This is a genomic window from Acetobacter tropicalis (genome assembly GCF_030644465.1).
GTDB classification, from domain to species: domain Bacteria; phylum Pseudomonadota; class Alphaproteobacteria; order Acetobacterales; family Acetobacteraceae; genus Acetobacter; species Acetobacter tropicalis.
Genome location: NZ_JAUYUW010000001.1, coordinates 2,167,501 through 2,193,194 on the forward strand (window position 1 = coordinate 2,167,501; position 25,694 = coordinate 2,193,194).

General features: G+C 59.8%; 22 protein-coding genes, 1 tRNA gene, 2 rRNA genes and 1 pseudogene (1 of these 26 running past the window's edge). 21 read left to right on the forward strand and 5 right to left on the reverse strand.

Annotated features, from left to right (window positions below):
- The 3 genes from QWU00_RS09775 to QWU00_RS09785 form a co-directional block, all read left to right on the forward strand.
- Positions 1 to 1,931: ribosomal RNA gene (locus QWU00_RS09775) — 23S ribosomal RNA — on the forward strand (it extends 810 nt beyond the left edge of the window).
- Positions 1,932 to 2,042: 111 nt separating this feature from the next.
- A 5S ribosomal RNA gene (gene rrf / locus QWU00_RS09780) occupies positions 2,043 to 2,158 on the forward strand.
- Between the two features lie 29 nt (positions 2,159 to 2,187).
- Positions 2,188 to 2,264 (forward strand) — tRNA-Met (locus tag QWU00_RS09785).
- Here QWU00_RS09785 and QWU00_RS09790 read toward each other — a convergent pair.
- Both QWU00_RS09790 and QWU00_RS09795 read right to left on the reverse strand, forming a co-directional pair.
- Entirely contained in the window at positions 2,221 to 3,945 is a 1,725-nt protein-coding gene (locus QWU00_RS09790) for a recombinase family protein (RefSeq protein ID WP_081938986.1), read from the reverse strand. The two genes, QWU00_RS09785 and QWU00_RS09790, sit on opposite strands and share 44 nt — an antisense overlap.
- A 12-nt stretch (positions 3,946 to 3,957) precedes the next feature.
- Positions 3,958 to 4,113 carry a hypothetical protein gene (locus QWU00_RS09795; RefSeq protein WP_156105403.1) on the reverse strand — a complete coding sequence of 52 codons (156 nt, stop codon included), beginning with the start codon at positions 4,111 to 4,113 and terminating at the stop codon, positions 3,958 to 3,960.
- A gap of 491 nt (positions 4,114 to 4,604) precedes the next feature.
- Between QWU00_RS09795 and QWU00_RS09800 the strand changes: the two genes are divergently transcribed.
- The 5 genes and pseudogenes from QWU00_RS09800 to QWU00_RS09820 all read left to right on the forward strand — a co-directional run bounded on the left by QWU00_RS09800 (position 4,605) and on the right by QWU00_RS09820 (position 9,135).
- Entirely contained in the window at positions 4,605 to 5,717 is a 1,113-nt protein-coding gene (locus QWU00_RS09800) for an iron-containing redox enzyme family protein (RefSeq protein ID WP_035378738.1), read from the forward strand.
- 159 nt (positions 5,718 to 5,876) lie between these two features.
- Positions 5,877 to 6,056 (forward strand): annotated as a pseudogene (locus QWU00_RS09805) (TetR/AcrR family transcriptional regulator); the annotation flags it as partial.
- Positions 6,057 to 6,065: 9 nt separating this feature from the next.
- Entirely contained in the window at positions 6,066 to 6,500 is a 435-nt protein-coding gene (locus QWU00_RS09810) for a TetR family transcriptional regulator C-terminal domain-containing protein (RefSeq protein ID WP_231551622.1), read from the forward strand.
- Positions 6,501 to 6,664: 164 nt separating this feature from the next.
- Positions 6,665 to 8,686, forward strand: coding sequence for a conjugal transfer protein TraG (locus tag QWU00_RS09815; protein WP_035378733.1), 2,022 nt, complete (start codon positions 6,665 to 6,667; stop codon positions 8,684 to 8,686).
- Positions 8,683 to 9,135, forward strand: coding sequence for a hypothetical protein (locus QWU00_RS09820; protein WP_035378731.1), 453 nt, complete (start codon positions 8,683 to 8,685; stop codon positions 9,133 to 9,135). Before QWU00_RS09815 ends, QWU00_RS09820 begins: the two co-directional genes overlap by 4 nt.
- Positions 9,136 to 9,162: 27 nt before the next feature.
- On the opposite strand, the gene QWU00_RS09825 is transcribed toward QWU00_RS09820, so the two are convergent.
- Entirely contained in the window at positions 9,163 to 9,837 is a 675-nt protein-coding gene (locus QWU00_RS09825) for a MucR family transcriptional regulator (protein WP_052051225.1), read from the reverse strand.
- Between the two features lie 606 nt (positions 9,838 to 10,443).
- Here QWU00_RS09825 and trbB point away from each other — a divergent pair.
- The 12 genes from trbB (at position 10,444) to QWU00_RS09885 (ending at position 21,818) form a co-directional block, all read left to right on the forward strand.
- Entirely contained in the window at positions 10,444 to 11,466 is a 1,023-nt protein-coding gene (trbB, locus tag QWU00_RS09830; protein WP_035378729.1) for a P-type conjugative transfer ATPase TrbB, read from the forward strand.
- On the forward strand, positions 11,466 to 11,819 hold the full coding sequence (locus tag QWU00_RS09835; protein ID WP_052051224.1) for a TrbC/VirB2 family protein: 354 nt from the start codon (positions 11,466 to 11,468) through the stop codon (positions 11,817 to 11,819). The genes trbB and QWU00_RS09835 overlap by 1 nt, the downstream gene beginning before the upstream one ends.
- Positions 11,819 to 12,094 (forward strand): VirB3 family type IV secretion system protein, encoded by a 276-nt coding sequence (locus QWU00_RS09840; protein WP_035378726.1) that lies wholly within the window; start codon positions 11,819 to 11,821, stop codon positions 12,092 to 12,094. Before QWU00_RS09835 ends, QWU00_RS09840 begins: the two co-directional genes overlap by 1 nt.
- A gap of 13 nt (positions 12,095 to 12,107) precedes the next feature.
- Positions 12,108 to 14,552, forward strand: a complete 2,445-nt coding sequence (gene trbE / locus QWU00_RS09845) for a conjugal transfer protein TrbE (protein ID WP_035378725.1) — start codon at positions 12,108 to 12,110, stop codon at positions 14,550 to 14,552.
- A complete protein-coding gene (gene trbJ / locus QWU00_RS09850; protein ID WP_035378723.1) occupies positions 14,549 to 15,313 on the forward strand; it encodes a P-type conjugative transfer protein TrbJ in 765 nt (254 codons plus the stop codon). Before trbE ends, trbJ begins: the two co-directional genes overlap by 4 nt.
- A 3-nt stretch (positions 15,314 to 15,316) precedes the next feature.
- Positions 15,317 to 16,729, forward strand: a complete 1,413-nt coding sequence (gene trbL / locus QWU00_RS09855; protein ID WP_035378721.1) for a P-type conjugative transfer protein TrbL — start codon at positions 15,317 to 15,319, stop codon at positions 16,727 to 16,729.
- Positions 16,729 to 17,412 (forward strand): conjugal transfer protein TrbF, encoded by a 684-nt coding sequence (gene trbF, locus QWU00_RS09860; RefSeq protein ID WP_035378719.1) that lies wholly within the window; start codon positions 16,729 to 16,731, stop codon positions 17,410 to 17,412. The genes trbL and trbF overlap by 1 nt, the downstream gene beginning before the upstream one ends.
- Complete coding sequence (gene trbG, locus QWU00_RS09865) at positions 17,409 to 18,416, forward strand: P-type conjugative transfer protein TrbG (RefSeq protein ID WP_035378717.1); 1,008 nt, start codon at positions 17,409 to 17,411, stop codon at positions 18,414 to 18,416. Before trbF ends, trbG begins: the two co-directional genes overlap by 4 nt.
- Complete coding sequence (locus QWU00_RS09870; protein ID WP_035378715.1) at positions 18,413 to 19,636, forward strand: TrbI/VirB10 family protein; 1,224 nt, start codon at positions 18,413 to 18,415, stop codon at positions 19,634 to 19,636. Before trbG ends, QWU00_RS09870 begins: the two co-directional genes overlap by 4 nt.
- Positions 19,629 to 19,868: a DUF2274 domain-containing protein gene (locus tag QWU00_RS09875; RefSeq protein ID WP_035378714.1), complete on the forward strand. Its 240-nt coding sequence runs from the start codon at positions 19,629 to 19,631 to the stop codon at positions 19,866 to 19,868. Before QWU00_RS09870 ends, QWU00_RS09875 begins: the two co-directional genes overlap by 8 nt.
- Positions 19,869 to 19,965: 97 nt before the next feature.
- A complete protein-coding gene (locus tag QWU00_RS09880; protein WP_035378712.1) occupies positions 19,966 to 20,856 on the forward strand; it encodes a pyridoxamine 5'-phosphate oxidase family protein in 891 nt (296 codons plus the stop codon).
- On the forward strand, positions 20,853 to 21,818 hold the full coding sequence (locus QWU00_RS09885; RefSeq protein ID WP_035378710.1) for a DMT family transporter: 966 nt from the start codon (positions 20,853 to 20,855) through the stop codon (positions 21,816 to 21,818). The genes QWU00_RS09880 and QWU00_RS09885 overlap by 4 nt, the downstream gene beginning before the upstream one ends.
- Positions 21,819 to 21,947: 129 nt before the next feature.
- Here the strand turns inward: QWU00_RS09885 and QWU00_RS09890 are convergent, their stop codons facing one another.
- Positions 21,948 to 22,604, reverse strand: a complete 657-nt coding sequence (locus QWU00_RS09890) for an SOS response-associated peptidase (RefSeq protein ID WP_035378708.1) — start codon at positions 22,602 to 22,604, stop codon at positions 21,948 to 21,950.
- A 12-nt stretch (positions 22,605 to 22,616) separates the two neighbouring features.
- Positions 22,617 to 24,719 (reverse strand): ATP-dependent helicase, encoded by a 2,103-nt coding sequence (locus QWU00_RS09895; protein WP_052051223.1) that lies wholly within the window; start codon positions 24,717 to 24,719, stop codon positions 22,617 to 22,619.
- Between the two features lie 156 nt (positions 24,720 to 24,875).
- On the opposite strand from QWU00_RS09895, the gene QWU00_RS09900 reads away from it, so the two are divergent.
- On the forward strand, positions 24,876 to 25,691 hold the full coding sequence (locus QWU00_RS09900) for an ImuA family protein (RefSeq protein WP_228120624.1): 816 nt from the start codon (positions 24,876 to 24,878) through the stop codon (positions 25,689 to 25,691).
- Positions 25,692 to 25,694: the final 3 nt, after the last annotated feature.

A 25,694-nucleotide genomic window follows, 5' to 3' on the forward strand; every position in this document is an offset into this window, starting at 1 on the left:
GGTAGACCGTCAGGTATTTACCCCGGGGGGTAGAGCACTGGATGGGCTAGGGGGGCCCAAAGCCTTACCAAACCTAACCAAACTCCGAATACCCGGAAGTATAGCCTGGCAGACAGACAGTGGGTGCTAAGGTCCATTGTCGAGAGGGAAACAGCCCAGACCACCAGCTAAGGCCCCTAAATCGTGGCTAAGTGGGAAAGGATGTGGGGATTCCAAAACAACCAGGAGGTTGGCTTAGAAGCAGCCATCCTTTAAAGAAAGCGTAATAGCTCACTGGTCTAATAGAAACCCTGCGCCGAAAATGTAACGGGGCTCAAGCCACGTGCCGAAGCTGTGGGTGCATATCTATGATATGCGCGGTAGCGGAGCGTTCCGTAAGTCTGTGAAGGAGACGGGGTGACCCTCTCTGGAGATATCGGAAGTGCGAATGCTGACATGAGTAGCGACAAACAGTGCGAGAAACACTGTCGCCGAAAGTCCAAGGGTTCCTGCGCAAGGTTAATCCACGCAGGGTTAGTCGGCCCCTAAGGCGAGGGCGAAAGCCGTAGTCGATGGGAATCAGGTGAATAGTCCTGAACCTGCCAGAAGTGACGAATGCAAGATGTTGTCAGTCCTTATCGGATTGGACTGGCTTTTTGCGCATTCCAGGAAATAGCTCTGGCGTATAGACCGTACCCGAAACCGACACAGGTGGACTGGTAGAGAATACCAAGGCGCTTGAGAGAACGATGCTGAAGGAACTAGGCAAATTACTCGTGTAACTTCGGGATAAGCGAGACCCGTTGGTGGGCAACCATTGGCGGGTGGCACAGACCAGGGGGTAGCGACTGTTTAGTAAAAACACAGGGCTCTGCGAAGTCGAAAGACGACGTATAGGGCCTGACGCCTGCCCGGTGCCGGAAGGTTAAGAGGAGGTGTGAGAGCACTGAATTGAAGCCCCGGTAAACGGCGGCCGTAACTATAACGGTCCTAAGGTAGCGAAATTCCTTGTCGGGTAAGTTCCGACCTGCACGAATGGCGTAACGACTTCCCCGCTGTCTCCAGCATCGGCTCAGCGAAATTGAATTCCCCGTGAAGATGCGGGGTATCCGCGGTCAGACGGAAAGACCCTATGAACCTTTACTGCAGCTTTACAGTGGCATCAGAGACATTCTGTGTAGGATAGGTGGGAGGCTTTGAAGCGGGGGCGCCAGTTCCCGTGGAGCCATCCTTGAAATACCACCCTGAATTTTTCTGATGTCTAACCGCGGTCAGTTAGCCTGATCCGGGACCCTGTATGGTGGGCAGTTTGACTGGGGCGGTCGCCTCCCAAAGTGTAACGGAGGCGCGCGATGGTGGGCTCAGGCCGGTCGGAAACCGGCTGTTGAGTGCAATGGCATAAGCCCGCCTGACTGCGAGAGTGACAGCTCGAGCAGAGACGAAAGTCGGCCATAGTGATCCGGTGGTCCCGCGTGGAAGGGCCATCGCTCAACGGATAAAAGGTACTCTAGGGATAACAGGCTGATCTCCCCCAAGAGTCCACATCGACGGGGAGGTTTGGCACCTCGATGTCGGCTCATCACATCCTGGGGCTGGAGCAGGTCCCAAGGGTTCGGCTGTTCGCCGATTAAAGTGGTACGTGAGCTGGGTTTAGAACGTCGTGAGACAGTTCGGTCCCTATCTGCCGTGGATGTTGGAGACTTGAGAGGATTTGTCCCTAGTACGAGAGGACCGGGATGAACACACCTCTGGTGCACCGGTTGTCGCGCCAGCGGCACCGCCGGGTAGCTAAGTGTGGACGGGATAACCGCTGAAAGCATCTAAGCGGGAAACCCACCTCAAAACTAGGTCTCCCCAAGGGCCGTGATAGACCATCACGTCAATAGGCCAGGTGTGAAAGCGCAGTAATGCGTGCAGCTAACTGGTCCTAATCGCCCAATAGGCTCACTCTCTTACCGTTCCCTTAAAAGAACGGCCCGTGCACAGAAATCATCCATGCAAAACGTCATACTTCATCATACCCAACCGTCCACACCACCCCAACTCAAGGGTGATTTGGATGACCTGGTGGCCATGGCGGGGAGTGATCCACCCGATCCCATCCCGAACTCGGCCGTGAAAACCCCCAGCGCCTATGATACTGCGGCTTAAGTCGTGGGAAAGTCGGTCGCCGCCAGGTCTTCCAAATCACCCAAAAATCAACACAAACGCGGGGTGGAGCAGCCCGGTAGCTCGTCAGGCTCATAACCTGAAGGCCGCAGGTTCAAATCCTGCCCCCGCAACCAATGTAGCCTGCTCATTACTTGAAGAGCGCAGTTTTCTTCGGTTGCAGGTCCCCGCAACCAATGTATCCTGTTCAATGAACGACTGAAGAACGTCGTGGTCCGGATGGACTGCGGCGCTTTTTTTGTTGGACGAGAAGTTCAGAATTGCAGCGAGGTCTCCTTCGAGGAAGATGGCAAGCTCGCCGTCCAGCGGAATCAGCTTGATCCGTGAGACCAGAGCGCGCAGCCTCTCGATGGCCTCAAGGCTCGCATCCTCCTTCTGAAGGTTTTCGTAAAGGGCTTCGATGCGTTCCCTGTAGATCACAGCCATGTTTGGATGCAGCAAAGGAGGTGGCTGGGGTGCATCGGCGAGCAGAGCCGTCAGTTCTTCCTTGCGGGCCTCCAGCCGTCCGATCTTGTCCTTCAGCTTGACGCCGGGTACGCCGTCGAGAATGGCCTGGATCGCCTTGTCCAGTTCGCGATCAACGCGGGGTAGTTCCGTGCGCATCGCAGCGAGATCTGCGCCGCGCTCCATTCTCACGCGGTTAACCTCCCGAGTAAACTCATCACAGAACTCCTTGAACAGCGCGGGGTCCATGAGGCGCGTCCGTAGCCCGTTAAGTACAGACTTCTCGAGCATGTCCCGCCGGATGGTCATGCGATTGTCGCAAGTGCCTTTGTTGCGCGCAGTCGAGCAGCCAAGCAGGTTTTTCGAGATCATTGAAAAACCACCGCCACAGCAGCCGCAGCGTGTCATCGCAGTGAAGAGGTGACGAGGACGCTTGAGACTGTTCAGAGGATGGACGCCGTCACCACGTGTCTTTTGCGACCACGTTGTCGTTGCCTGACGGGCCTTGGTCGCTTCCCATAGGTCAGGCTCGACAATTCGAAGTTCAGGAACCTCCTGCAGAATCCATTCACTTTCTGGATTCAGGCGCGAGACGCGCTTGCCAGTTTCCGGATCCTTCAGATAGCGAAGGCGGTTCCAGATCAGTCGGCCAATATAAAGCTCGTTGTTGAGGATGCCGGTGCCGCGGTCACGGTTGCCGTGGATGGTGGATGGTCCCCAGGCACCTCCCAATGGTCCGACAATCCCTTCCGCATTCAGATCGAGCGCAATGGCCCTAGGCGCCTTGCCGTCTGCATATTCACGAAAGATGCGCCGCACGATCGCGGCTTCGCTGATGTTGATCGACCGCTCTCCGCGGACAGCTTCGCCGGCAGCGTCAAATTTTCGGACGACGTCATACCCATAGCACAGACCGCCGCCCGATTTACCGGCTTCAACGCGTCCCCGTATGCCGCGCCGCGTTTTGTCTGCCAGATCCTGCAGAAAGAGGGCATTCATGGTGCCCTTGAGCCCGACATGGAGTTGGGTGACGTCGCCTTCTGAAAGCGTGATGATCCGCACCCCGGCAAACTTCATTCGTTTAAACAGCCCGGCGATATCTTCCTGATCGCGCGAAAGACGGTCCATGGCTTCGGCGAGAATGATCGAAAACTTCCCGCGCTGTGCGTCCTGCATCAGTTCCTGAATACCAGGACGAAGCAGGGAGGCACCAGAGACGGCTCTGTCGCTGTAGCTGTCGACTACGTTCCAGTCCTGACGGGCAGCATATTCCCGACACAGCCTCAGTTGATCCTCAATGGAGGCATCGCGCTGGTTGTCAGAAGAATAGCGGGCGTAGAGCGCGACCTTCATGAAGACCTCCTGTTAGTCCTCCGATCGTGTACGGATCGGTCCGTTTTCATGTTCAATGTAATCCCGCGCCGCCTGCCGGGCGAGGGCTCGTATCAGCGCCCGCAGACCCTCACCGTTACCGTCTCCATGACCGGTAGGGTCGAGAATGACACGGGGCGATGTCGACACTGTAGCGTCTTTTGCGCGCATCGTCCTGCCTTTTCTTGAAGCTCAGATGTGTGCCATCGTGCCTCTCATCGGCACGCAGGAAAATAGAAAACCGCAATAAAACAATGTGGTAAGGAGTATCGTGGCGGGTCGGGGCGTGCCCCTGTCGGTCGTGGCGTGGCGTTTTACGCTCGAAACATTCACGTTCTTGTGAGATTTCCCGCTGACTGGATCAGGAACAGAACAGTCAGTGCGATTCGAAGTGCCGCGGCTTTATGCTGCCTCCGACCACGGGGGGCTGTAAAACTACCTAAAAACAACATACTGCGCGGATCGTACTTTCACAAAAGCATTATACCTGCGGCTAGGCCTTCGGTTCTGCCTCTGCAATTATGACGAATACGCGTCAGTACGGTCTTTTTTCTTGACTCAAAACGGACCGTTTCGTCACTGTGCAACATACAGGTCGCGAGCTGTTTCCAGATTGTACACACATTGCAAGGAACTGCTTTATGCTGACACATGCTGGCGGCGCTGCTTTTGCGCGACCGGAGATCAACATCGCTGACGATACACCGCAGGCACTGCGCCGTCTGGTGAATGATGCACTTTCCAACGACAACGCGGATACGTTCCTTGCCTCTCGCGGAGCCTCGGGTCAGTTGGAGGCGCTCGCGCATCGGTGCTGTGATATGGCGTTTGCACAGAGCGACCTTGCCGCACGGAAGACCGTTCATCGCGTGCTGCATGACCTGTATGGTTTGCATCTCTCCCGACCCCACCCGGGCCTTACTGATAACCAGTACAGTATCGAACTGTTGCGAGCTCGCCGTGCGATCGAAGTTTCGTGGATGGAGTGGGAATTGAGCCAGGCCAGCCCAATCCCGGCCGATGTCGAGCCGGAAGCAATTGGCGACGCCATCAAGTCCCTCTGGAAGAGCCATTCCGGGTATAACCATGCGGTATTCGATTTCATGAAGACCGACGCGTCACGACCGCAGATCATCAAGTATTTTACGACCGATTACGCGCTGAATATGCGTTTTTATGACCTGATCGTGCTGTCTCTTGTCGGTATCGACGAAGATGTCCGGATGGAAGTCGCGCATAATTTCTGGGATGAGATGGGGCAGGGTAACCCAGCCCGCACGCATGTGCGTCTCTACCGCGACCTGCTCGACTATCTCAAGATTGAAGATAATCCGACCCAGTTTGTCGATGCGTTGGGTTGGGAGGGCCTCTCGGGGTATAATCTGCTGCTTTATTTCGCCTTCAACCGGCGGGAATATTTCCGCTCGATCGGTGCGCTTGCAATTACGGAACTCTCGGATCCCGAGCAATACGCCAAATTGCTCTCGGGTTGCCGTCGCGTCGGTATTGGCAACGATCAACCGTCGATTCTGGATTATTACAGCGAGCATGTCGAGGTCGATGCCCTGCATGGCGATGGCTGGATTGACAATGTCATTGTGCCTGTTCTCCGGCGGTATCCCGGTGAAGCGCGATCTGTGCTTGAGGGTGCGGCGATGCGCCTGAACTCCAGTGAAGCGTACTGGGACTGGCAACTGGCCGAAATGAAAGCCGTCAAACCAGTTCCGACCGTGGCCCTGGAGGCAGTCAATTAATCAGATAACGTCCCGTGTATGAACGACCGGTACATTTGATATCGCTTTATTAACTTGTGGAAAGGGAATTGCTGTGGCCTGATCTGTGCCTTGAACTTGTTGACGCACAAAACGTTCCGATTATGAATGAGACGGATTGATGCGAATTCCTGTGAGGTCATGGACGTGCCACAGCAAAAACTCCGCAGAAAGCGGAATGGTCCGGATAGTCGGGCTACTCTCTTAACGACAGCGGGATCCCTCTTTGCCCGTTCGGGTTTCCACCAGGTCAGTGTCGATGACATCGCCGACACCGCGCAGGTCGCGAAAACGGCAATCTACTACCACTTTGGCAACAAAGAGGGGCTGGTGACCGACTTCCTGGAAGGCCATATCGAAACGCTGGAGGCCTCGCTCATTGAGGCCGTGAGCGCGCATAAGGAGCCGAGAGCCCGCCTGCGCGCGGTGTTTGACTGGCATACGGCTTGGTTTCGTCAGCCCGATTTTGCCGGATGTGTGTTCTCTCGGGCAACTGAAGAATACAAAGGAAAGCAGGATGCGATTGCCGAGATTTCGCGACTGCAAAAGCGTAGCCTGCGCCATGCCATCCGGGCGCTTCTGGAAGCGGCCGGGGTTCGGGAAGAGCGATCCGAACAACTTGCCCACTTCATGATCTACCTGCTTGATGGCGCGGTTGTCTCCGCGAATGTGCTGGACGAGAAAGATGCTGCGGATCAGGCGTGGGTCGCTGCGGAACGTCTGCTGGACGATGAAACCCGCAGGCACCCACCCACAAAAAACTGACTCTTGCCGGGTCTGCCTGAAGCCAGAAGGCGTTTGGAAGTGCTACTTACGCCCGCGCCAGTTTGTTTACGCCTCCGCACGCCCGTGCCGTCAGTTGACTGGGAAAAGTCTTGAACTGAAGGGTGTGTCGTCATGCAGAGTTCCTTCCAACTCGGGAGGAATTCATGTCTGGTTCTCGTATCCTGTGGGGGCAACTTTGCCTCTGTTTCCTGATTGTCATTGTGGCTTGGTGGGCCGCGACGCAGTGGGTCGCGTGGCGGCTTGCATTCCAGCCGGAACTCGGTCCCCCGTGGACTTTAGTGGCCGGACGGTGGCCGCTCTATCCGCCATTTCTGTTTCCGTGGTGGTGGTACGAGTTCGATGCCTACGCGCCACACATTTTCGTAGAAGGCGGATGGATCGCCGGATCTGGCGGAGTGCTCGCCTTCCTGACAGCAGTGGTCCTGTCCGTCAGGCGCGCGCGGGAGCATAAACGCACAGCCACCTATGGATCGGCCCGCTGGGCCGAACGCGACGATATCGAGCAGGCCGGACTTCTCGGCCAGGATGGCGTGGTGCTGGGGCGTTGGGAGCGCGACTATATCCGGCATGATGGCCCCGAGCATGTGCTCTGCTTCGCGCCGACGCGCTCGGGCAAGGGCGTAGGGCTGGTGATCCCGACGTTGCTGACCTGGCCCGGTTCAGCCATTGTCCATGATATCAAGGGCGAAAACTGGTCCATTACGGCCGGGTTCCGGGGCCGTTTCGGCAGATTGATCCTTTTCGATCCCACTAATCTCGCGTCATGCGCCTACAATCCGCTGCTGGAAATCCGTCTCGGCGAGTGGGAAGTGCGCGATGCCCAGAACGTCGCCGACGTGCTGGTCGATCCCGAAGGCTCGCTGGAACGACGCAATCACTGGGAAAAAACCTCACATTCCCTGTTGGTGGGAGCCATTCTTCATATCCTCTATGCGGAACCGGACAAAAGCTTGCGTGGTGTCGCCAGCCTGCTGTCCGATCCGAAACGCTCGATCGCGGCCACCCTCGTTGTGATGATGGGCACGCGCCATCTTGGCGAGCGTGGCGTCCATCCGGTGGTGGCGTCGGCTGCGCGCGAATTGCTCAACAAATCCCCCAACGAGCGCTCCGGTGTGCTGAGTACGGCCATGTCGTTCCTGGGCCTGTATCGTGACCCCGTGGTGGCCGAGGTGACGAGCCGCAGCACGTGGCGGATTGGCGATCTCGTCAATCCGGCCCGGCCGACGACGTTATACTTCGTTGTCCCGCCCTCGGACATTAGTCGCACCAAGCCGTTGATCCGGCTGATGCTCAACCAGATCGGACGCAGGCTGACCGAGGATCTGTCCGGAGCAGAAGGGCGGCAGCGTCTTTTGCTGATGCTCGACGAGTTTCCCGCGCTCGGGCGCCTCGATTTCTTCGAAAGCGCGCTTGCCTTCATGGCTGGCTACCGCATCAAAGCGTTCCTGATCGCCCAGTCGCTCAACCAGATCGAAAAAGCCTACGGGCAGAACAACTCGATCATCGACAACTGCCATGTTCGCGTCAGCTTCGCGACCAACGATGAGCGGACAGCCAAACGTGTTTCCGATGCGCTTGGCACCGCAACCGAAATCCGCTCGCAGAAGAACTATGCCGGCCATCGCCTGTCACCCTGGCTGGGGCACCTCATGGTGTCCCGTCAGGAGAGTGCTCGACCCCTGCTGACCGTCGGCGAGATTCAGGAGCTGCCAGCAACCGACGAACTGGTCCTGCTCTCGGGGATGTCGCCCGTTCGGGCAAAAAAGGCTCAATATTTTCGTGACAGCCGGTTTCGGGAACGGCTCTTGCCCGCGCCGGAGACGGGGACACGAGGATTACCGGTCGCACCCGACGACTGGACCTCACGTCCGCAGCCATCAAAGCCTGAGGTCAAGCCCGACACACCAGAGGATGCGGTCAAGGAGGCGGGTGAGGAAGAAGATCCTGTCGGCACCGAGGCGCGCCGTCAGCCGGAAATGGACGTTTCCGAGGAGCCCGACCTGCCACCGCAAGGCGACGAGGACCCCGCGCGTGATGCGCCTATGCGCGAGCGTGAACGCGATCCGATGGAAGAGGAAGACCTTCATGCCGTGCTGACGGCGGATTTGGCCCGCAAAGCCCGTCAGGCGGCTCTTGATCCAGGCAATGATCTGGGGCTGTCATGAGCGGCGCGCGCCAGAAGAAGAAGCGGCTTTCGGTCTATCTGGAGCCGCATCTATGGAAGGGGCTGCGGACGCAGGCTGCCCGACGCTCGATGTCGGACTCCCTGCTGGCCGAAGCCGCGATTGCGGCGTGGCTCGACCCGGAAGGCGCTGGTGGCGATCCCAAAGCGTCGCTGGAAGCCGCCGTGCAGCGGCTCGATCGTCGTCAGGCGCGGATCGAACGCGACCTGTCGATCTCGGTCGAGACGCTCGCGCTGTTCATCCGGCTGTGGTTCACCAGTATGCCAGGTCTTTCTGACAGCATGGCTGCAGCGGCTCGTGCCCAGGGGGCGGAGCGCTACGACCGTTTCGTCGAGATGCTGGGACGGCGGCTGGCCAGCGACAGGCGGTTCCGGACAGACATTGAACGTGAGGCGAATGAAGGCGGCGACGCCGGTGTGAAAAAGGACTGACGAACCATCCTCACGCGTGATCTCAGATCAGCGAGAGAACGCGTTGGCCAGTCGATGTTCATCCGCTTTCCCTGCTGACCGTTCCTTCCGGCCCCCCTTGGCCTTGTTTCGTGTAGGTGATGGTGCCCCCGGGGCCGACCGCGCAGACGCGTCGGTGCGGTCCGTTTTGTCCTCACTCTGGGAGGCACGCTTTCCAAGGCCGATTTTCTGTGCAACCTGACGCCGCATTTCCGTATAATTCGGCGCGACGGTCGGATATTCTTCAGGCAGCCCCCATTTGGCCTTGTAATCCTCAATGGTCATGTCGAAGGCAGCCGCGAGGTGCCGTTTGAGCGATTTCAGCTGTTTCCCATCTTCCAGGCAGATGATGTAGTCGGGAAAGACAGATTCCTTAATCGGGACGGCCGGCTGCTGTTCTTTCTCGACGGTCAGAATTGTCGGCGACGTCGCCTCCGCCGGCGCCTCGTCGACAGTCGCGGACGGTTCAGGCTTTTCAGGAGGCGAGGGAACATTGCTGGTTTTCCGGGATACTCCCGATCCTGTCGTGTTCGGCACAGGCTGTTCCTCTGAAAGCGACGCATAAAGCCGACGTACGAGGTCCGGAAGCTGGTCGGTCTCCACTTTCGTCGTCGCAAGGTGCGCCGTCACGATCTGTGCCATCGCATTCAGACGACCGAGAATGATGTCCTTGTCGCTGCTCAATAGGGTAGTCCTCAATATAGGGTGTGAATCGTTATAAGCTTCGGAAAGCCTGTATTTCACCAACGGATTTGCGCCTTGTCGATTCAAGCACGGGTCACACCTTCCGAGCAACTTTTTGACGCCGCGTGACGTCGATCTTCGGCGCACCGAAAATATTGCCAATCAGCCGTCTTCGTCGGTGTATAGCGTGTCGGGTACAATCACGCGCCGGTTTATAGTTCCAGATACAGTAAAAACTCGCCATATCCAAATATCGTACTATACGCGTTGCCGTTGATGAGCGGGGCCTGATACTCGCGTCCATACTTAATATTTGGCCCGGCTCAAAAGTTTCACGCTCGCGAAGTCAGTTATCGCCATCGTTGCAATCGGTTTCTTCGGCTCACCGTAATTCCTGACAACGCCGGATTAAAAGTTTCAAGCCTAATGCACTGATAAAACGCCAAATTTTTAGCCGTCTACGCCTCTGCCAGTTTGTATACGCTTTCGTACGCCCCGGTACGATGATGGCCGAATTTCTTGTTGCGATCTGGAAACGCGTGCCTCCTCTATTTGTCCCTGTCGCGATCCGGACCTCCCGGTTCGCTTTCCACAACGGGGACGACAATGCACACCCATGCGACGACGAACGAAGCCGTGGCGCGTGGTTTTTCCATGCTGCGCACGGCTATGGGAGAGGCGATCACGAGACAGCTTGCTGATCCGGCAGTTGTCGAGGTGATGCTCAATCCCGATGGACGGCTCTGGATCGACCGTCTGTCAGAAGGGCTGTCCGACACCGGGCACACGATCGGCGCAGCCGATGCCGAACGCATCGTGCGTCTGGTCGCACACCATGTCGGCGCGGAGGTTCATGAGGCCGCGCCCCGTATCTCGGCCGAACTCCCGACAGGCGAGCGGTTCGAGGGATTGCTGCCGCCGGTCGTGACAGCGCCCAGTTTCGCGATCCGCAAGCCCGCTGTCGCCGTATTCACGCTCGACGATTATATCGACGCCGGGATCATCACCGTCGCACAGGCGGCCTATCTCCGCGAGGCTGTCGTCCAGCGTAGAAATATCCTCGTTGCGGGCGGCACGTCTACGGGCAAGACGACGCTGGTCAACGCCCTGCTGGCCGAAGTGGCGAAGACCAGGGACCGCGTGATCCTCATTGAGGACACGCGGGAATTGCAGTGCACGGCGCCCAATCTCGTCGCCCTGCGGACCCGGGAAGGGATCATCACGCTTTCCGACCTCGTCCGGTCCACCCTCCGCCTACGTCCGGACCGCATTCCCATCGGAGAGGTGCGCGGCGCCGAAGCGCTCGATCTGCTCAAGGCGTGGGGCACCGGACATCCCGGCGGCATCGGCACGCTGCACGCCGGCTCAGCGCTCGCAGCCCTGCACCGTCTCGAACAGCTGATCCAGGAGGCTGTGGTGACGGTGCCGCGCGGCATGATCGCGGAAACCATCAATGTGATCGCCGTGCTGTCCGGGCGCGGGACTGCGCGGCGGCTGACGGAACTTGCAACGGTGGACGGACTGGATCCGGCAACAGGCCGTTACCGCCTGACCTCGTTTGATGCCCCGCCTGGCGAAGCAGGGCGTTCACATTCCTTCAACCTTTCCAGCATTGAGAGCACCCTCTGATGTCGCAGACCCTGTCCGCGCGCGTCATGACGCGCGCCCATACCAGTCGCCTGTCCCGTCTGACCAGTATGGCGGCCATCGCGCTGTTTGCTGCAACCTCCTCCGCCTGGGCGTCCGGCTCCGGAATGCCGTGGGAGGAACCGCTCAACCAGATCCTGGAATCCATTCAGGGACCGGTCGCGCGCATCGTCTCGGTGATCATCATCACCGTGACTGGCCTGACCCTGGCCTTCGGGGAAACGTCGGGAGGCTTTCGACGCCTGATTCAGATCGTCTTCGGTCTGTCCATCGCTTTTGCGGCGTCGAGTTTCTTCCTGTCCTTCTTCTCCTTCTCCGGGGGAGCATTGATCTGATGGTGGGATATGACGACAACGCGGTGCCAGGCTTTCATGTTCCGGTGCATCGCTCCCTGACCGATCCGATCCTGCTGGGTGGCGCCCCACGGACGCTGGCGATCGCTAACGGCACGCTGGGCGCGGCGATCTCGCTGGGTCTGCGGCTCTGGCTGGTCGGCGCGGTGTTCTGGATCGTAGGCCACAGCCTCGCGGTCTGGGGTGCGAGGCGCGATCCGCTGTTTGTCGAAGTGGGGCGGCGGCATCTCCGCTATCCCGCCTGGTTCCGGGCATGAGGAGGGCACGGCGATGATGTCCCTTGGCGAATATCGCAATCGTGCGGCACTTCTGTCGGATTACCTGCCCTGGGCCGCGCTGGTCGAAAAAGGTGTCGTCCTGAACAAGGACGGCTCCTTTCAGCGCACCGCGCGCATTCGTGGTCCGGATCTGGATTCCGCCACACCCGCCGAGCTTGTCGGCGTCACCGGACGGCTGAACAATGCCTTGCGGCGTCTCGGTTCCGGCTGGGCAGTGTTCGTAGAAGCGCAGCGCGTGCCTGCGACGATCTATCCCGAGAGCGATTTTCCCGACGCCGCCAGCCAGATGGTGGATCTGGAGCGCCGGGAACAGTTCGAGGATGAGGGCGCGCATTTCGAGAGCCGGTATTTCCTGACTGTAGTCTGGCTACCACCGGCGGAATCATCAGGTCGCGCTGAACGGTTTCTTTATGAGGGCAGGGAGCACGACGGGCCGGATCCGCACGGCATACTGAATTCTTTCATTGACCGCAGCGACCGTCTTCTGGCGTTGCTCGATGGATTCATGCCCGAGGCAGTCTGGCTCGATGACGGCGAGACGCTGACCTATCTGCACAGTACCATCTCCATCCGGAACCAGCGTGTCCGGGTGCCGGAAATCCCGATGCATCTGGATGCCCTGCTGGTCGATCAGCCGCTGTCGGGCGGGCTGGAGCCAAAACTCGGCGATGCCTTCCTGAAAACCCTGACGATTACGGGTTTCCCCAGCCGCACCTTTCCCGGAATTCTGGACGATCTGAACCGTCTGGCCATGCCGTATCGCTGGTCCACCCGTGCCATTCTTCTGGACAAGACCGACGCCACCAAGGTGCTGACGAAGATCCGGCGTCAGTGGTTCGCAAAACGCAAGAGCATCGCGGCCATTGTTCGCGAAGTCATGACCAACGAAGCATCCGTGTTGGTGGACAATGATGCCGCCAACAAGGCGGCCGATGCCGACCTCGCGCTTCAGTCGCTCGGTGCTGACGATGTCGGGCAAGCCTACATCACCGCGACCGTCACGGTCTGGGATGGCAGTGCCGGCATCGCTTCCGAAAAACTCCGTCTTGTGGAAAAGATCATTCAGGGTCGCGACTTTACCTGTATGACCGAGACTCTGAACGCGGTCGAAGCATGGCTCGGCAGTCTGCCCGGTCATGTTTATGCCAATGTTCGGCTCCCCCCGGTCTCGACCCTGAATCTGGCGCACATGATTCCGCTCTCCGCCGTGTGGGCCGGCCCGGAGCGGGATGTCCATTTCAAGGCGCCTCCATTGTTCTATGGCAGGACGGCGGGAGCCACACCATTCCGGTTTTCGCTGCATGCCAGTGACGTTGGCCATACGCTGATCGCCGGACCAACAGGGGCAGGGAAGTCGGTGCTGCTGGCGCTGATGGCGCTCCAGTTCCGGCGCTACGTGGGATCGCAGATCTTCGCCTTCGATTTCGGTGGCTCCATGCGCGCCGCAACACTCGGCATGGGCGGCGACTGGCATGATCTCGGTGGCGGAATGACCGATGATGAACAGTCGGGTGTGGACGGTTTGCCTGGTGTCTCGCTCCAGCCGCTGGCGCGGATCGATGATCCGGACGAGCGCAAATGGGCCAGCGAATGGCTGGGCCAGATTTTTGTCAGTGAAGGGATCGCGCTGACGCCGGAGGTGAAATCCTATCTCTGGTCGGCCCTGAATTCCCTCGCGTCCTCCCCGGAGGAGGAGCGGACCCTGTCGGGCCTGGTCGCACTTCTTCAGTCCAACGCATTGAAGCAAGCGCTCGCCCCTTACTGCCTCGGCGGTCCCTACGGTCGCCTTCTCGATGCTGACACCGAGCGTCTGGGTGATGCCGATGTGGTGGTATTCGAGACCGAAGGGCTGATCGGCTCTGGCGCCGCGTCTTCCGTCCTGTCCTACCTGTTTCACCGCATTGAAGGACGGCTGGACGGGCGACCCACCCTGCTGGTGATCGACGAAGGCTGGCTCGTTCTCGATGACGGGAATTTTTCCGGTCAGTTGCGTGAATGGCTCAAGACGCTGCGGAAGAAGAACGCATCGGTGATTTTTGCCACGCAGTCCCTGTCCGATATCGCCAATTCCCCGATTGCGCCAGCAGTGGTGGAAAGCTGCCCGACGCGGATTTTCCTGCCCAATGAGCGCGCGATCGAGCCGCAGATCATGGCCATCTATCGGGATTTCGGCCTCAACGACCGGCAGATCGCCATTATCGCCCGTGCTGCGTCGAAGCGGGAATATTACTGCCAGACGCAACGCGGCAACCGTCTGTTCGAACTCGGGCTCGGGCCGGTCGCGCTCGCCCTGTGCGCCGCATCCGGGAAGGACGATCACACGCTGATCGATGCTGTGCTGGCGGAACATGGGCAGGGTGGTTTTCTGTCCGCCTGGTTCGAGGCGCGTGGTGTCACATGGGCCGCCGACCTTCTGCGGGACGGAGGTATGCCATGACGGAAAAATCTTTCCGTATTCGCGCAAAACATGTCCGCTTCGGCTGTGTCGTGACTCTTGGCCTCGTTTCCTTTGCGTCCCTCCCGCCAGCCCATGCCCAATGGGCGGTGTATGACGGGGCCAATCACGTGCAGAGCATCCTGATTGCAGCGCGCGAACTCCAGCAGATCGATAACCAGATCACGTCACTGGCCAACCAGGCGCAGATGCTGGTGAATCAGGGTCGTAATCTCGCGACGCTCCCCCTCTCGACACTGTCGACGCTCCAATCGACGGTTTCCCAGACCACAGCACTTCTGGCTCAGGCGCAGAACATCGCCTACAGCGTGCAGTCGGTCGAGCAGCAATATCAGCAGTCCTACTCATCCGTCTCGTCTGGCATGTCTGACAGCACCCTGTTCAGCCAGGCGCAGACGCGGTGGCAGAATTCCGTGGGCGGGTTCGAGGATGCGCTGAAACTCCAGGCCCGGGTGGTGGGTAACATCCCGTCCGACAGTTCGGCCATGACGCAGCTTGTCTCCGCCAGCCAGAATTCTACGGGCGCGTTGCAGGCCGCGCAGGCCGGAAACCAGCTTATGGCTCTGCAATCGCGCCAGTTGTCCGACATTCAGGCGGAACTGGCCGCCAACGGTCGGGCTGCTGAACTGGAACGTGCCCGACAGGCTGCGAACGAAGCGGGGGCCGAGGCGCAATACCAGCATTTTGCGCAGTACGACGCCTATGTCCCCGAGGCGGTCTCTGTTCCCGGTTCGGGAGACTGATCGATGGACGCCAGCAATGTCGGCATTATCGACGGGTTCCTGAACACCTTCGAGACAACCATCGATTCCGGTTTTGGATTGCTGCGGGGCAGCGTCGTGTCCCTCGCCGGATCGCTCTCCGTCCTTGATATGCTGCTGGCAGGGCTGTTCTGGGCCTGGGCGGTGGACGAGGACATTGTCCAGCGTCTGGTCAAAAAGACGCTTTATGTCGGCTTCTTTGCCTTCGTCATCAACCATTTCAGCCACCTGGCCAGCATCGTTTTCAACAGCTTCGCCGCGCTCGGTCTTAAAGCGGGCGGGGGAACGCTGACACTTGCCGATTTCATGCATCCGGGACGGCTGGCCGCGACCGGCCTCTCCGCCGCACAACCGCTGCTTGATGCGGCCAGCAAACTGGTGTTTTCCTTCGGCGCAATTGCCAGCATCGTACAGATCCTCGTGCTGCTTCTGTGCTGGTTCATCGTGCTGGCGGCCTTCTTCATCCTCGCGGTGCAGCTTTTCGTCGCGATTGTCGAATTCAAGCTCACCAGCCTCGCCGGGTTCGTGTTGATCCCGTTCGCCCTGTTCAACCGGACGGCCTTTCTGGCCGAGAAAGTTCTCGGGAATGTTGTCTCCTCCGGTGTGAAGATCATGGTGCTGGCGGTCATTTCCGCCATCGCCTCTGTTCTCTTCAAACAGCTCACCACCTCCTACGGGAACAGTGCGCCGACCATCGGGCAGGCGCTGTCGGTCGTACTGGCCTCACTCTGCATGGTCGGGCTCGCAATCTTCGGCGGCTCCCTCGCCAACGGCCTGATCTCGGGCGCGCCACAACTTGGCGCAGGCGCCGCCGTGGGCACCGGTATGGCGGTCGGCGCCATGGGAGCGGCGGCTGTCGCGGCCCCGGCTGCCATCGCGTCCGGTGGTGGGGCGGTTCTGGCCGCGACGGCCGCTGCCGCACGCGGTGGGGCCGCTGCCGCGGGAGCGGCGTCGAGCGCTTATTCCGTGGGTGCCATGAGCGCTGCTGGCGGGAGTGCGGGAGCGCGCATGGCTGCCGGACTCGGTGGTGTCGCGCGTGCGCCGGGTGCTGCAGCCATGAACGCAGCAAAGAGCAGGGCGTCCGGCGCAGCAGCGTCCATGAAACAGAGTTACGGCGCCGGGGCTCGCAGCGCCTTCACCGCGACAGGGGGGCGCTTTACCGGCGGATCCGCATCCGATGCCACCTCAGGTGGGGGCGGTGGAGAGGCTGGTGGTTCGTCCGGCAGCGGCGGCGGCAATGGCGGCCCTCCCTCTGGTCCCGACAGCAAGCCCCCGCGCTGGGCACAAAAAATGAAGCGCCGCAATGCCGCGACCCACGCGGCCGAGGCGGCCCATGTCATCCGCTCCGCCGATGGCGGCGGCGGATCCGCATCCATCGATCTTTCGGAGAAACAATGATGTTCCGTCGCTCCACCACACGGTACGGGATTACGCCCGCGCCCGTGACACCCTATCAGCAGGCGGCCCAGATCTGGGACGAGCGGATCGGCTCCGCACGGGTGCAGGCCCGGAACTGGCGGCTGATGGCTTTTGGCAGTCTGTTCCTCTCGGCAGCACTCGGGGTCGGTCTGGTCTGGCAGTCCGCGCGTGGGACCATCGTGCCCTGGGTCGTGCAGGTCGACAGGCTTGGGCAGACACAGGTGATCGGCCCCGCGACCACGTCCTATGTCCCCACGGATCCGCAGGTGTCGTGGTATCTGGCGCGTTTCATCGAAGATGTGCGTGGCCTGTCCGCCGATCCTGTCGTTGTGCGGCAGAACTGGCTGCAGGCTTACGAGTTCACCATGATTTCCGGCGCACAGGCGCTGAACGACTATGCCCGCCTCAACGATCCATTCTCGCGGATCGGTCATGAGCAGGTCGAAGTCGATGTGTCGTCGGTAATCCGCGCATCGCCCGGCAGTTTCCGCGTTGCCTGGACCGAGCGGCATTATCGCGATGGCGCCTTCACCGGAACCGAACGCTGGACCGCCATCCTCACGGTCATGATCGTCACCCCGCGCACGGCCGATCGTCTGCGGAAAAATCCCCTCGGCATCTACGTCACCGCCATCAACTGGTCGAAGGAACTCGGACAATGATCCGTATGGTCTTGCGCGCCCTGCCGCTGGCGCTGCTCACTCTGTCGGCCTGTGCCGGACAGTATCATCCGCCCGCCATTCGCTATGACGACGCGATGCGGGCAACACGCCTGCCCGATCCACCCAAGCCGGTGCAGGTGGTGGAAGTCGCCAGACCTTTGCCGCTGCCGGGCCAACTGAAACCGCTACCGCCGCGCAGAGTTCAAGCCCGGCATGTCGCACCGGACGTCGCCGACCCGGCCGCGCGTGTCATTCAGGCCAATCTGGCCGCGCGCATCCAGCCGACGCGGGCGGGCTTCATCAATGCCGTTCAGGTCTATCCCTACAGCCCCGGCGCGCTCTATCAGGTCTATGCTTCGCCCGGCGACATCACCGACATCATGCTCCAGCCGGGCGAGAAGCTCGTTGGCAGCGGTCCGGTTGCGGCCGGAGACACCGTGCGCTGGGTTATCGGTGACACGTCAAGCGGCAGTGGCACTGCCAAACGTGTCCATATCCTGGTCAAACCGACCCGCCCGGACCTCACGACCAATCTGATCGTCAATACCGACCGCCGGACCTACCTGGCGGAACTGCGTTCCACACCGGCGACCTACATGGCGTCCGTGTCGTGGGACTATCCCGAGGACGATCTGATCGCGCTGCACCGTCAGAATGACGACGCCGAAGAAGAGGCTCCTGTGGATGCGGGGCTGAATCTCGACGATCTGCATTTTCGCTACGCCATACAGCCAGCAAAAGGCGGGGTGCCCCCGTGGCTGCCCTCGCGGGCTTTCGATGACGGACGCAAAGTCTATATCGCTTTCCCGAGCGGGATCGGGCAGGGGGATCTGCCACCTCTTTTCGTGCTGGGGCCGGACGGGAACCCGGCTTTGGTCAATTACCGGGTCCGCCAGAACTGGATGATCGTTGACCGCTTGTTCGCCGCGGCCGAGCTGCGTCTCGGCGACAAGACCAGCGAGCAGCGCGTGCGCATCGTGCGCACTGACGGGCGGCCGTCATGAGCGAGGACAGAGAAGAGGGGGCAGGGCAGGACACCGCTCCACGCCCTGATCAGAATGCCCCGCCCAATGGGGGAAACCCGGCCCCACCCGATCTGCGCCTGCGTGCCGAGCGTCCACGCGTCGTGCGTCTGTCGCGGACGGTGATCTGGTCACTCGGGGGGATCGGCGTCATCGTCGTGGCGTTCGCCCTCGGATATGCGTTGGAAGCCAGCCATCGAGCGCCGTCAGCATCAGTCGGTCCGGACAATGCGTCCCCACCATCTGCGGCAGGTCTGGACAACCTCCCGAAAGATTATTCCAATGTGCCCAGGCTCGGACCCGCGCTTCCCGGTGATCTGGGCAGGCCAATCCTCAACGCGCAGCGGCAGGGCAAATCAATCCCTGCCAATGCGATCGGCAACGAGGATGCGCGTCGGGCTCAGCAGGAAATTGATGCCGCCATTGGCAGCAAACTGTTTGCCTCAGTCGATGTGCGTGATCAGCATGACGTGCAGCCGGCTTCATCTGCGACCTCAGCGTCCCCTGGCCAGGGTGCAGGAACGACCAGCACCGGACCACAGGCAGAGAACCGGGCCTTTCTCGCGGGTCAACCTGACCGGCAGACCATCAGCCCCGATCGGATTTTGCCGCTCCTCTCCCCTTACGTGCTTCAGGCCGGAACGGTCATTGCGGGCGCGCTGAACACGAAGATCAGTTCCGATCTTCCGGGCCAGATCGTCGGGCACGTCACCCAGAACGTCTATGACAGCCCGACAGGGCGCTATCTCCTGATCCCGCAGGGCAGTACGCTGTTCGGTGCCTATAACAGCGGCATTTCCTTCGGGCAGCAACGCACCCAGATCATCTGGACCCGGCTGATTTTCCCGGACGGCGAAAGCCTCGTGCTGGAGAAACTGCCCGGCGCCGACGCGATCGGCCAGTCCGGCCTGTCGGACGAGGTGAACAACCACTGGGGCCAGTTGTTCAAAGCCGCACTGGTGACCACGCTGCTCAGCGTCGGGTCGGAAGCTGGCACGAGCCAGAGCGAGAACAATCTCGCCCAGGCCATTCGCAGTGGCGCCAGCAACGGGTTCTCTCAGGTGGGATACCGGCTGGTCGACCGCTCACTCGATATTCAGCCAACCCTCACCGACCGTCCCGGTCTGCCGTTCACGCTTCTGCTGGGGCGCGACCTGATACTCAAACCTTATGTTGCGAAAGGAGAACATCGCAATGGATAAGCTTCGTATCACCGCAATTCCCGACAGTCGTCCTGTCCGGATGACGATTGCCTTTCCCGCGGACATTCATCGTGACCTTCTTCTGTATGCCCGTTTTCTCGCGGAGGAGAATGGCGACGACACCAATGTCGGCAAGAACCCGGCCCGTCTGGTTCCAATTATGGTGGCCCGGTTCATCGAACGTGATCGTGTGTTCCTCAAGAAACGGAAGGAGGAAGGCGAAAAACCCTGAAAGTGAATAGCCAATAAACGGACCGTTCTGTATTGTTGCTCGGAGATGCTACGTGGCATGTTTGCCTCATTCAGTTCCGACATGACGGATCACGACGATGGATAACACGGCGACCGCATTTCACGAGGGCGAACGGCGTGCGCAGGCACTGGCTGGCGTGGCCGCACCTTCGAGCACTTTCATTCGCTCCTTCATGACAGAGCAGCATCGCACGTTCTTTGCATCGCTGCCTTATGTCGTGCTGGGTGCCCTTTCTCCCGACGGCTGGCCGGTTGCAACGCTTGCTACCGGCGTGCCCGGCTTTCTCTCAAGTCCTGACGAGATAACACTTCATCTCGCCTGGCATCCCCTATCAGGAGATCCTGTGGCTGAAGCGCTGGCGCCGGAACGCCCGATCGCGATCCTCGGGATCGAGTTTGCGACACGCCGACGCAACCGCGCCAACGGCACCGTTCTGGCGAACGACGCGGACGGCATCCGGATGCGCGTTCTGCAGAGTTTCGGAAACTGTCCAAAATATATCCGCCCACGTGAGCCACGATCGCTGCTTCGATTACCCGGTGCCGTGGAGAGATATCCGGCACCAGACGCTGAGGCGCGCGACGTCATCATGACCGCCAGCACATTCTTCATCGCCTCCTGCGCATCGTCTGTCGTCCACGGCGGCATGGATGTCTCGCATCGCGGCGGACCATCAGGTTTTGTGCAGCTCAACGGTGATGTCCTGACTGTTCCGGATTACCCAGGTAATCGTTATTTCAACACGTTTGGAAACTTTCTGGAAAATCCTCGGGCTGGTCTTCTCTTCATCAATTTCGACAACGGTGATCTTCTGCATCTGACGGGTGAGGCGTCTGTTTCGTGGAGCGGTGCAGGGCGTTCGTTTGATGTGCGTATTCGAGAGGTGATCCGACGCAGGAAGGCTCTGTCGCTCGGTTGGGTGGAGGGACCTGATATTGGGATCGTATCGTCGAGCCACGACGTATGACCGCAAACCGCATTCGTACTCCACGCATCGTAGAGCGTGTTATGGCGTATGCGTCACTTGGATTGCCACCGCTGTTCTGGGCCGGAAATTTTATCGTCAGCCGTGCGGTTCGCGATCTGACCGCACCCCTGACCCTGTTGACCGTCCGCTGGGTCGTTGCTTTTGTCTGCCTGTCGCCGTTTGCGCTCCCTATCATGCGCCGTGATGCTCCTCGTTATTGGCAGCATCGCTGGCTTATGCTCGGGACGGCGCTTACAGGGATCGTCGGCTTCAATGCCCTGATCTATGTTGGTGTACGAACGACCACGGCGAGCAACGCCCTTCTGATGAACGCGCTGATACCACTCATGATTGTTTTCTTCGGTGCGATCTTTTACCGGCAGCGACTTACACTCGCTCAGGGCGCTGGTCTGATACTTTCGTTGTTGGGCGTGTTCACGCTGGTTCTGCACGGCCAATGGTCACAATGGAGCGCCCTCGCGCTCGTGCCGGGAGATGCTGTTGTCCTTGCTGCGATGGCTTGCTTTGCGTTTTACACGCTCTGGATCCGTCGCCTGCCGGCAGACCTCGACCGGTTGGGTGTGCTGGGTGCTCATATCACGATCGGCGTCTGCCTCCTGTTGCCGCTCTGGTTCATCGCTCCGATAAGTGCGACATCTGCTCATTGGACGATTTCATTTGCCGCAGCTGCCTTATATGTGGGCATTTTTCCGTCCGTTCTGGCCTATTTACTCTACATGCGCGCTGTCAGATTTTTTGGTGCGGAACGTGCAGGCCTGAGCATTCATCTGATCCCGGCCTTTGGAGTCATACTCTCGACGTTGTTTCTTCACGAACGTCTGCATCTCTGGCACGCTACAGGCATTGTAGCGATTGCTTTGGGTCTGGTGTGTTCGTCTTTCCGGCAGGCCTCTGCACCGCCGACCAATGGCGGCGATGTCTCGCACGTTCGGGAAGTATGAGCCCAACGATATGGAGATCACCACACGATTAACTCTGATTGATGAGAGATCAGCATACTTGGGATTTTTGTTGCACTCGTCTTTTCTACTTATATCCGGGATGAAAAATGCAAGAAGTATGATCCCATTTTAGCTTCCATTTTCCACGAGGTAGGGTGGTTCACGACGGGCCAAACGCCCATCTGACAGAGGCCGTTGAAGCCCCAGCGCCTCCTCTGCTGGCGCATTCATCCACACATCCAGCTCATCCGGCTGCGTCAGAATCACCGGCATGGCTTTCGGATGGATGGCTCCAACTTCCCGGTTTGCCTCGGTGGTCAGAAATCCAAACAGGTCATCCGTTGTCTCTCCATCAGCCAGTTTCCGCACGGATGTCCATCGGCACCAGATACCGGCAAAGAAAGCCAGCGGCTCTCCGTCGCTGCGGGCAAACCACACAGGCTGTGATTTCCCATCAGGCAAACGCTCGGGTTCCGAGAACGCTGTCAGCGGAACCAAACAGCGGTGCTCCACCCCTTCCCAGCGCTTCCACCATGCAGATCCCGGATTGCGGATATTGGTCACACCGCGATCCACCTTATGGCCTTTCAGGTAACCGGGGGGAGTCGGCATACCCCAGCGGGCCATGAGCAGTTCACGACCGCCTTCCCCGTTCCTCACAATCGGCGCCATCGTATTCGGGTAGATCTCCGGCAGCGGCTGGAGATTGCCCGTGCGATCCTCAAGAACTTTCGCGATCTCGCGGATCGCCTGCGGGTTGGAAGTCATGGAATAGAGATTGCACATCCGCCTGCTCCCTTACGACCACATGCCGCGTAATCTGGCTGCCATATCGATCCGCACCGACTTCACCGCCTCCTGCCTTGCCTGCTCTTCCGGTTTCACGACAGGCCATGACACGGCTTCGAACAATGGCAGCATGTCCCGGTCGATGAAGCGTGTACGTGAAGCATAGACATGTCGGTCGCCCCGGCTGTGCTGGCCATGCACATAGAAACGCTGCGGCACCATGATATCGAGACTGTCTTTCGCCCTCGTCATGGCCACATAGAGCAGGCGGCGTTCCTCCTCGATATCGTCCTGCTCGCCCGTCGCCAGATCAGACGGAATGCAGCCATCGACTACGTTCATGAGGAACACATTCTTCCACTCCTGCCCCTTGGCGGAATGAATGGTCGAGAGGATCAGATAGTCTTCATCCAGCAACGGCACGCCAGCCTGATCGGACGTGGCATCCGGCGGGTCCAGCGTCAGTTCGGTCAGGAATTTCTCGCGTGACGGGTACCCTCCGGCAATCTGCTCAAGCTGCACCAGATCGGCCAGACGGGTGGAGGCGTCCTCGTGCAGCCGCTCCAGATGTGGCTCATACCAGTACCGCGCGGCTGCAATCTCGCCCGGCCAGCCGACCTGATGGCTGCCGAGAGCGGTCAGCATATTCACGAAACCCGCCCAGACCTCACCACTCCGCTGTGGCGCTTTGACATCCTTCAACGCCTCGAAGGGATGGGCATTCTCGCCCATCGTATCCAGCACGCGCCGGGCTGAACCCGGCCCCACGCCCGGCAGAAGCTGCAATACCCGAAAGCCCGCGATGCGGTCGCGTGGGTTCTGGGCAAAACGCAATAGCGCCAGCATATCTTTCACATGCGCACTGTCGAGAAACTTCAGGCCACCGAATTTCACGAACGGAATATTGCGCCGGGTCAGTTCCACCTCCAGCGTGCCGCTATGGTGCGAAGCCCGGAACAGCACAGCCTGCTGCTTCATTGGTGTTCCGGCCTCACGCTCTTCCAGCACTCGATCGGCAATGTAGTTGGCCTGCGCCGTGTCATCCCAGATAGTGACCAGTCGTGGCTTTTCCTCCGAAGCCCGCTCGGTCCACAGATCCTTGGTGAACCGCTCCGTCGCCTCGCCGATCACCGCATTGGCGGCATCCAGAATGGGTTTCGTGGAACGATAGTTCCTATCCAACGTCACGATGCGCGCCGGGGAATCGAAAGACACTGGAAAATCCAGAATGTTGCGCACGGTCGCCGCCCGGAAGGCATAGATGCTCTGCGCGTCATCACCCACCACCGTCAGGCCTCGGCCATCGGGCTTCATGCCCAGCAGCATCTCCGCCTGCAGCCGGTTGGTGTCCTGATACTCATCGACCAGCACATGATCCCATTTGCCGCCGATATCTGCGGCCAGAACCGGGTTGCTGACCATTTGCGCCCAGCACAGCAGCAGATCGTCATAATCCAGCACGCTCTGCTCCTGTTTCGCCGTGACATAACCGGCGAAAAGCTGTTTCAACTGGGCTTCCCAGCCCGCGCACCACGGATAGTGCTTCAGCAATACATCGGCGAGCGGCGCGCCTGAATTCACCACACGGGAATAGATGGCAAGGCACGTGCCCTTGCCGGGGAACCGCTTCTCGGTTTTGGAAAATTCCAGATCATGGCGGATCAGATTCATCAGGTCAGCGGAATCTTCGCGGTCATGGATCGAAAACGCCGGATCCATGCCGATCTGCTGGGCATACTCCCGCAGCAGCCGCGCACCGATGGAGTGGAACGTCCCAGACCAGGCCAGCGCGTCAGCGAGAGGTCCGGCCTTGTCGCCCAGCACGGTTTTGCAGATGCGTTCTACCCGCCGCGTCATCTCCACACTGGCGCGGCGCGAGAAGGTCAGCAACAGGATGCGGCGCGGATCAGCCCCTGAGGCGATCAGATGCGCGACCCGATGGGCCAGTGTGTTGGTCTTGCCCGAACCAGCCCCGGCGATGACCAGCAGCGGGGATGAATCCGCCCCGCCTGTCGAGACTCCGGTCCCGTGCGTGACAGCCTGTCGCTGGGCCTCATTCAGACGGGACAGATAATCATCGCTGCCCGAAGCAGGAGAAGGTTCTGGATTCAATTCCTTAGCGCACTTTCATCAACGATACTGATCGAACATCGCTAACCAGCATGCCGGATACAGAGCGAATTTGCATTGACTTGCGTAGCATGATTGGAACAAATCAGGAACATATAATCAGGAAATTTGCCTGCATAAGGGACGCCGAGCCGTGACATGACTGCTGAAACCCATAAAAAACCCGGTCTGGAGACGCTGCGGGCCGCGATCAGTCGTCTCGAAGGACAGACCAGTCGCAAGCGTGCCACACTGCCCTTTGGGTTAGCGGAGATCGACCGGAGACTTCCCGGTGGAGGGCTGACTCTCGGAGCCCTGCATGAGATCGCTGGAGGCGGCAACGACGCCCTCAACGCCGCTGCCGCCGCCCGTTTTGCTGCCGGTATCGCCGCACGTACACAAGGTCAGGTGTTATGGATTGTGACAGTTGCCGATCTGTTTACTCCCGCACTTCAGCAGGTTGGCCTTCCACCCTCGCGGGTGCTTTTTGTCGAGAGTGGCACCGATCGTGACGTGCTGGCCTGTTTCGAGGAAGGACTGCGTCATCCGGGCCTGGGCGCGGTGGTCGCCGAAGTCGGTCGCCTGACCATGACGGCTTCGCGCCGGTTGCAACTCGCGGCTGAAAGCGGTGGCGGCATCGGTCTCGCCCTCCGACGGTGGAGACGACAGAGGGATGCCGCTGATTTCGGGCAGCCGACGGCGAGCACCACACGCTGGCGGGTCTCGCTTCTGCCATCGGCGCCGCTGCCGGTTCAGGGGGTAGGGGAGAGCCGCTGGTTGCTGGAACTGATCCGGACACGATCCGGCGAAAGCGCCGACTTCGAGGTGGAGGTACGAAATGGACAGGCAGGATTGCGGATTGCCGGAAGTCCGGACAAAACAGCAGGAGCCGAGGCGAACCACGGTGATCTGGCTTCCGTTCTGGGCCACCGACCGGCTCCGCCGCGAACGGGGCGACGGCGCGCCTCCGCCTGAACA

What these genes read in the sequence shown, in the direction of transcription:
- QWU00_RS09900 (WP_228120624.1), top strand. Translation starts at nt 24,876, where the DNA reads ATGACTGCTGAAACCCATAAAAAACCCGGTCTGGAGACGCTGCGGGCC.
- QWU00_RS09890 (WP_035378708.1), bottom strand. Translation starts at nt 22,604, where the DNA reads ATGTGCAATCTCTATTCCATGACTTCCAACCCGCAGGCGATCCGCGAG.
- QWU00_RS09815 (WP_035378733.1), top strand. Translation starts at nt 6,665, where the DNA reads ATGTCTGGTTCTCGTATCCTGTGGGGGCAACTTTGCCTCTGTTTCCTG.
- QWU00_RS09835 (WP_052051224.1), top strand. Translation starts at nt 11,466, where the DNA reads ATGTCGCAGACCCTGTCCGCGCGCGTCATGACGCGCGCCCATACCAGT.
- QWU00_RS09820 (WP_035378731.1), top strand. Translation starts at nt 8,683, where the DNA reads ATGAGCGGCGCGCGCCAGAAGAAGAAGCGGCTTTCGGTCTATCTGGAG.
- QWU00_RS09870 (WP_035378715.1), top strand. Translation starts at nt 18,413, where the DNA reads ATGAGCGAGGACAGAGAAGAGGGGGCAGGGCAGGACACCGCTCCACGC.
- trbF (WP_035378719.1), top strand. Translation starts at nt 16,729, where the DNA reads ATGTTCCGTCGCTCCACCACACGGTACGGGATTACGCCCGCGCCCGTG.
- QWU00_RS09800 (WP_035378738.1), top strand. Translation starts at nt 4,605, where the DNA reads ATGCTGACACATGCTGGCGGCGCTGCTTTTGCGCGACCGGAGATCAAC.
- QWU00_RS09875 (WP_035378714.1), top strand. Translation starts at nt 19,629, where the DNA reads ATGGATAAGCTTCGTATCACCGCAATTCCCGACAGTCGTCCTGTCCGG.
- trbL (WP_035378721.1), top strand. Translation starts at nt 15,317, where the DNA reads ATGGACGCCAGCAATGTCGGCATTATCGACGGGTTCCTGAACACCTTC.
- QWU00_RS09880 (WP_035378712.1), top strand. Translation starts at nt 19,966, where the DNA reads ATGGATAACACGGCGACCGCATTTCACGAGGGCGAACGGCGTGCGCAG.
- QWU00_RS09840 (WP_035378726.1), top strand. Translation starts at nt 11,819, where the DNA reads ATGGTGGGATATGACGACAACGCGGTGCCAGGCTTTCATGTTCCGGTG.
- trbG (WP_035378717.1), top strand. Translation starts at nt 17,409, where the DNA reads ATGATCCGTATGGTCTTGCGCGCCCTGCCGCTGGCGCTGCTCACTCTG.
- QWU00_RS09790 (WP_081938986.1), bottom strand. Translation starts at nt 3,945, where the DNA reads ATGAAGGTCGCGCTCTACGCCCGCTATTCTTCTGACAACCAGCGCGAT.
- QWU00_RS09885 (WP_035378710.1), top strand. Translation starts at nt 20,853, where the DNA reads ATGACCGCAAACCGCATTCGTACTCCACGCATCGTAGAGCGTGTTATG.
- trbJ (WP_035378723.1), top strand. Translation starts at nt 14,549, where the DNA reads ATGACGGAAAAATCTTTCCGTATTCGCGCAAAACATGTCCGCTTCGGC.
- trbE (WP_035378725.1), top strand. Translation starts at nt 12,108, where the DNA reads ATGATGTCCCTTGGCGAATATCGCAATCGTGCGGCACTTCTGTCGGAT.
- trbB (WP_035378729.1), top strand. Translation starts at nt 10,444, where the DNA reads ATGCACACCCATGCGACGACGAACGAAGCCGTGGCGCGTGGTTTTTCC.